Consider the following 6,104-nt stretch of genomic DNA (forward strand, 5'->3'; position numbering starts at 1 on the left):
TCGTGTTAACATCTTTTCCTCCAATTAAGAACATTATATCTCTTAACTGGGTTGGTCGCTTCTATTAGACCATGTCACGCGGAGAAAAAAACATCTGGGGTATTATCGTACCCTCTTAAATATCGTTCTAAGGTGAATTCTATTATTTCAAAATATTTATTTATTCCTTGTGAATTAAAAGAGGATTTTTTATTCGCAAATGGTGCTGATAAAGGGAGGTATGGACTTTTTATAAAATTTACATTGCCAAAGACTAATTCTTTAAAAACGCCCAATCGCCCTATTCCCTCACCAGAGTGCTTCTCTCTATTTAATTGGGATTCAGGCTGTGTAATCATTAAAGCAATAAGCTTATTCACTAAGTTGGTACCAACTGGATATAAATTTTCATCGACTTTTGCTACCTTATCAAAAATAATAGTTAAGGCTATAGGATTATGATGAATTATATGGTTACAAAATAGCTCATCTGAGAACAACTCTAATAACTCATATGCGTAGTATTGTGCTTTTGATGGTCTGCTTGTCATTCAGCACGCTAAAGGGACCGTCGATCAGCAGTTAATGGGACCGCCTAAAACGGTTAAAACTCCCTATCAAACACTATCACTTTTTCTTAAATTATAACCTATTATTTTTGCTTTTTAGTTACTCGTTCTCCTCTAAAGCTAGGGCCATCCAAAGTGACCCTATAGGCGTTATGTCTTAAGCGATCTATAGTTGCTGCTGCAAGCAGTCGATTGGGGAAAGCAGAGCCCCATTCACTAAAATCCAGATTAGAAGTAATGATCGTTGAAGCGCGCTCGTAACGTTCAGAAATTAAGTCATGAAAGTCTTCATCTTGTGGATTTCGAAGAGGCCTTAAGCCAAAGTCATCGACAATAAGTAAAGGTATTTTAATTAGCTCAGAGAACTTCTTATCAAAGCGCCCTGACGCACGAGCAGCTTGGAGCTCATTAAAGATTTGAGTTTGAGAAAGCCACAAGGTATCAATGCCTCTTTGAATAGCGCAGTGAGCGATGGCTTGGGCAATGTGTGACTTACCGGTCCCGCAAGGCCCCACGATAAGCACGGGGACCTTTTCTGCAATAAAGGAGCAAGAAGCAAGTTCTTGGACTTGGGCGCGATTAATTTTGGGATTAAAATCGAAGTCAAAGGACTCCAAGGTTTTATCGCCACTTAAGTGAGCACGTTTAATACGTGCTCTTAATTTTCTATTTTCCCGCCCTAGAAGTTCATCTTGCAATAGCAAAGCAAGGAATTCAGGATAGCTTAACTTTCGCTCTATGGCCTCACGGTTACGCAATTGTAGTTTATCGGCAATATGTGATAATCGAAGCTGCTTTAACTGGTTAGAGAGCTCTGGCATTGGATGTGTCATTATCTATTCTCCGGTTAAGGTTAGTGTAATAAAAGAGAGGCATCTCGGCAGAACTTTCCTTTTCCCGAGTAGGGTTCTGCTAATGCGGTTTCTTTTTCCTGAGGTAGCGCGTGCTGTTCTGCTCCAACCTCTAACATCGATTTAATTGTTTTGTAGTAAACACTTTGGTAGGCAAGAGCCCTGCGGCAAGCTGCTTCCAAACGTTCATCACCGTATTTTTTTCGCAACCCTAAAATGCTTTGAGCTGCTCGCAAGTAATCAACAACCGAGTCATTTAGAAGTCCTTGGATTGCAGTAGAACATTGACCACCCACCTCAGAGGCTTGTTTTAAACACCATTGAGCATCATGCATTGAATAAGCTAAGGCATTAGGAGGCAGATGTTCTGCCAGAGTATGTTTGGTTCCTGCAATTTCTAATCGTGGATGCAAAGCCACAAGCTGATGATTAAAATACAGCCTAATTGTGGTATCTGTTGCTCTGAGCCAAAGTTCTTGTCGGGCTAAGCGATAAGGTGCTGAATATCTGCATTTCTGATACTGAACATGGCAATCACCATGTAGTTTTACTTTTTCCCATACAGCAAACTCCGGTGAATGATGAGGAAGTTGTTTCAGCTTAGGCTGTTCGATTTCAAACAAGACTAAAGGCTTTTCATGAGTTGAACCATGAATACGAAGGCCTGCCTCCTCCAAAAGCCAGCGTGTTAACTGCTGGTTTGCATCCACCAGGTTTCTGAATTGACGTAATGGAACAAAACGATTTTTAACGTACTTTACACCCGATTCTACTCGCCCTTTTTTCTGTGGGTCATAGGGTGGACAGGGGGATATAATAAAACCATATCCTGCCGCACATTCTCCATAGGCACGCTGTACACAGGGGTTATGGTAACAGGCTTTTGTAATGGCACATTTTGCATTATCAATAATGATTTTTCCTGGAACCCCATTAAACCATTCGAACGCGCGTCTATGACAGGCCAGCCAGGTTCTCACATCTTGATGGTATACTATCTCTGCATACATATGACGGCTCCAACACAGTACCATCACAAATATCCAGGTCTTTTGTTCTTCTCCAGTATGTTCATTAATGAGTTTTGGTCCTTGCCCAAAATCAACCTGCGCTGACTCTCCAGGATTAAAGTCCAATATCGTGGTTACAGGTCTTTGCTTGTCTTTCAGCGTTTTAATGTGGCGCTGGACCATGCTGTAGCTGCCTTTAAAACCATGGGCTTGCTGTAAATGAGCATAGATGGTGCTGGCTTGGACTCCTTGTATCATCCATTCTTCAATCCGGGTTCGGTATGGCGCTATACTGGGTATGTCTACTGAAAAGCTCTTTTTAAAAATCAAAGATAACTCTTCTTCTGTGGGTAATGGTTTATCTTGTTCTAACCAACCCCGCGCCAAGGCAACATCGCGTATCTTTCTTAATTTCTTTCTATCAGCTACTTGCTCTCGGGCTAAGCCTCTCAGTGTGGCCCCTTGTCTTAGTTGAGTGATAATTAATAAATATTCATACATCTCAAATCTCCGGTTCGACATCCTTTTCCTCCATTACTAGAATTAACAGAGAAAATTATGTCAGTTTTTAACCAAAGTTTGATAGGTTGGACGGTCCCATTAGCTGATGACGTAATGGTCCCTTTTACTGATGTTTAGGTGGTCCCATTAACTGCTAATGGGATGGTCCCTTTATGTGATGACCAAGTGGTCCCTTTAGCGTGCTGAATAACACTGCTTGCCGCTAGATCAAATATTCTAGGAATACTTGGAGAAACTTCTACAGTTAAGCTCCCGATCGCCTCTCCCATTCCACTTGAAATGATCAAATTCGATTGCTCAAAAAAACTTTTTGAATTTCTTCGACTAAATTTTACAGGAGTTATAATTTTAGAAAGAAGAAAAAGACATAATCCAACTAAGGAAAAGCTCCATAGCCATAAAGTTAAATCAAAGAATAAATTATAATTAACTTCACTTATAAACAAGTTATAGTAATTTGCGGTACTTCTAAGTATTTTGGCGTTGTTAACGAGAAAATATTTACATGGTAGATATAGTATCGCAATTAAACCAAGGAATGCTAATATCCAATAAAATCGCCGCATATTAAGCCAACTCATATTTAATCTAAATTGAATGACTGGATTAGTAAGAGCAAAAAAAGCTAATAGCAACGCTGTTAATGTTATAAAAACTTCAATCATATTCGACTATTACTCCTAAAGAGAAAGCCCTGTAACATAACACTTCAGAAACTCTCTGCAACGCATCATTGGAGAGTTATAGGAAGCATAGAATATTTTAATCAATCCAATTGATTTTGTTCACCGCTTTAATTTTATGCTCTGGCGCTAAATGTGCATATCTTAACGTCATTTTTATATCAGAATGACCTAATAGCTCCCTTACCGTATTCAAATCAATACCAGCCATAACCAGTTTACTAGCAAAGTGATGTCGTAAATCATGCCATCGAAATTCAGCTATTTGCGCCTTTTTTAAAATGGTTGTCCAAGATCGTTTAATATTATTGAAAGGTTTATTATCTTTACTTGGAAACACCAATCCTTTTTTTAAACTGCTTTTATCAAAGAGTTGCTTAATTATTTTGTAAGTTTCCTCATTAAGAGGAATATAACGAGAACTATTATTCTTTGTTATTTCGCCAGCGATAATTATAGAGCGTTCTTGTAAGTCAATCATTTCCCACGTTAAATGAAATAGCTCCCCTTGCCTCAGCCCAGTATTAATTGAAATCAAAATCATTGGTGCTAGATAGTCGCAATAATCATTTCCTTCATACTCCGGCAGCAAATCATATCCACGTGCTTGCCTCCACTCATTCCCTCTTCTTCGATCTAGCTTTAATTGCTTTTCTCGCTCAGCTAAAGCTTGCCGTAAACTCCTTTCTTCATAAAAAGATAAATAACGTACTTTAGGTGCTCTATCAATTTTAGAAAGCTTCAAATTTTTTAAGTGGTTTTCTTTAATAACCCCCCATTCTACTGCTTTAGTAAATAAGGATTTTAATGTACCAATATCTCGATTAAGTGTTGCATTAGAAATACCCTCATTTAATCGTTTGATCCGCCATTGCTCTATAATCGAAGGTGTTATTTCTTCCAAAGACCTGGAAAATAATTTATCAAAACAGCGTATAATTGTAGCAAGCGTTTTATCACCTCTTTTATGATGAGTTAAAACCCAAGGCTTATATTCATTTTCAAAGAACTCTCCTAGCGTTTTAGGTTTATTACTTCCTCTTTTAGCTTTCGGATCAACCCCTTTATTAAAGTCATTTAAGATTTCGACTGCTTTTTCTCGAGCTTGAGCCGGAGTGATCACGCCTACAGTCCCAATGTTAATCTTGCCGCCACGTTTATACTGACAGACATAGCGCATTGTTCCAGAGGGAAAGACTCTAAGAATAAATCCTTTTAAATCAGTATCATGTACCTCATACTCTTTTTCTTGGGGAACTAATTTCTTTAATAACGTATTATTAATTTTGGCTTTCATTATCCAGCCCCAATTCAAACATGATTTTTTCTTCTAATTGATCTGCATCAGGTAGAGCATCTCTCAACTGTTTAGGTATATCACGTGTTAATTGATACCCTGCTACCCCAACAGGTTTATCAATACCTCGTAGCGCATATTCCACGTCAAACTTGCTATGATCACCACATAAAATAATACCAATGGATGGATTTTCATGAGGTTCTTTAACAAAATCATCTAACAAATTTAAATAGAAATTCATTTTACCAGCGTATTCCGGCTTAAATTTAGATCGTTTTAGCTCTAAAGCAACTAGTGCTTGCAGTTTGCGATGATAGAAAAGTAAATCAATAAAGTATTCCGAATCTGGGGTAACAATACGGTATTGATTACCTATAAAGCTAAAGCCATAGCCAAGCTCTAAAATAACATCTTTGATCTTTTCCACCATCCTACGTTCAATTTCAGCCTCAACTAACGGTTCAGTAATACCAAGCATGTCGAACATATACACATCTTTCATTGATTGTTGAGCTTGATGAGCTAAATCTTGAGGTAAGGTGTTTTTAAAGTTATGGTTTTTCTCTGATAAACAATGTCGCTGATAAGCTTGTGAGTTAATTTGCTCTCTTAATGTTTCCCTGCTCCAAGATTGTTCTTTTGCGGCAGATAAATAATATAACTTTTCATTGTCATCTTTTATCTTGCTTAAAATAATTAAATTCTGACTCCAAGGAATTTCTCCAACAAGCTGTTGGAGATTTGGCTTATCTTTATATTCAAGGTAAAACTGACGCATGTACCATAAATTTTGTGGAGAGAAGCCAAACTTAGCATCTGAATACTGCTTTTTTAAATCTAAAGAAAACTTTTCTACAAACGATTTCCCCCAACCATAAGTATTTTGTTGGGTTACTATATGCTCCCCAAGCCACCAATAAAGCATTATTAGTTCTTTATTAACCGAATGAGCTGCTTTAATACGAGCCTGAGTAATCTGTTGCATAGCTTGTATTAAAAAGCTCTGGTACTCAGGTAATTCTTGGAGTGATAAATCGTTCATAACTGCTCTCTATCCATAAATTATTATTTTGATATTCAATTTAAAAAATCATAGAAGCAGTATATACTTTTTGTAGACAGGGCTAATAACCCGCTAGTAAATGGCGCAGGTTAATAATATCCATCAAAATTCCGATTTCCCTGGTCAA

Annotated in this window: 6 protein-coding genes; all 6 read right to left on the reverse strand. The window is 37.7% G+C overall.

Annotated features, from left to right (window positions below):
* Window positions 1-74 precede the first annotated feature (74 nt).
* A complete protein-coding gene (locus tag ACQY7T_RS02755) occupies window positions 75-530 on the reverse strand; it encodes a hypothetical protein (protein WP_428411188.1) in 456 nt (151 codons plus the stop codon).
* 101 nt (window positions 531-631) lie between these two features.
* The gene (istB, locus tag ACQY7T_RS02760; protein WP_428411189.1) at window positions 632-1,381 is read right to left on the reverse strand and encodes an IS21-like element helper ATPase IstB; all 750 of its coding nucleotides are present in this window, start codon (window positions 1,379-1,381) and stop codon (window positions 632-634) included.
* A gap of 20 nt (window positions 1,382-1,401) precedes the next feature.
* The gene (istA, locus tag ACQY7T_RS02765) at window positions 1,402-2,931 is read right to left on the reverse strand and encodes an IS21 family transposase (protein ID WP_428411190.1); all 1,530 of its coding nucleotides are present in this window, start codon (window positions 2,929-2,931) and stop codon (window positions 1,402-1,404) included.
* Window positions 2,932-3,044: 113 nt separating this feature from the next.
* Complete coding sequence (locus ACQY7T_RS02770) at window positions 3,045-3,596, reverse strand: hypothetical protein (RefSeq protein ID WP_428411191.1); 552 nt, start codon at window positions 3,594-3,596, stop codon at window positions 3,045-3,047.
* A gap of 97 nt (window positions 3,597-3,693) precedes the next feature.
* On the reverse strand, window positions 3,694-4,911 hold the full coding sequence (locus tag ACQY7T_RS02775; RefSeq protein WP_428411192.1) for a phage integrase: 1,218 nt from the start codon (window positions 4,909-4,911) through the stop codon (window positions 3,694-3,696).
* Window positions 4,895-5,956 (reverse strand): PDDEXK nuclease domain-containing protein, encoded by a 1,062-nt coding sequence (locus tag ACQY7T_RS02780; RefSeq protein WP_428411193.1) that lies wholly within the window; start codon window positions 5,954-5,956, stop codon window positions 4,895-4,897. Before ACQY7T_RS02780 ends, ACQY7T_RS02775 begins: the two co-directional genes overlap by 17 nt.
* Between the last annotated feature and the right edge of the window lie 148 nt (window positions 5,957-6,104).

Source organism: Legionella sp. (assembly GCF_965140895.1).
GTDB lineage: Bacteria > Pseudomonadota > Gammaproteobacteria > Legionellales > Legionellaceae > Legionella.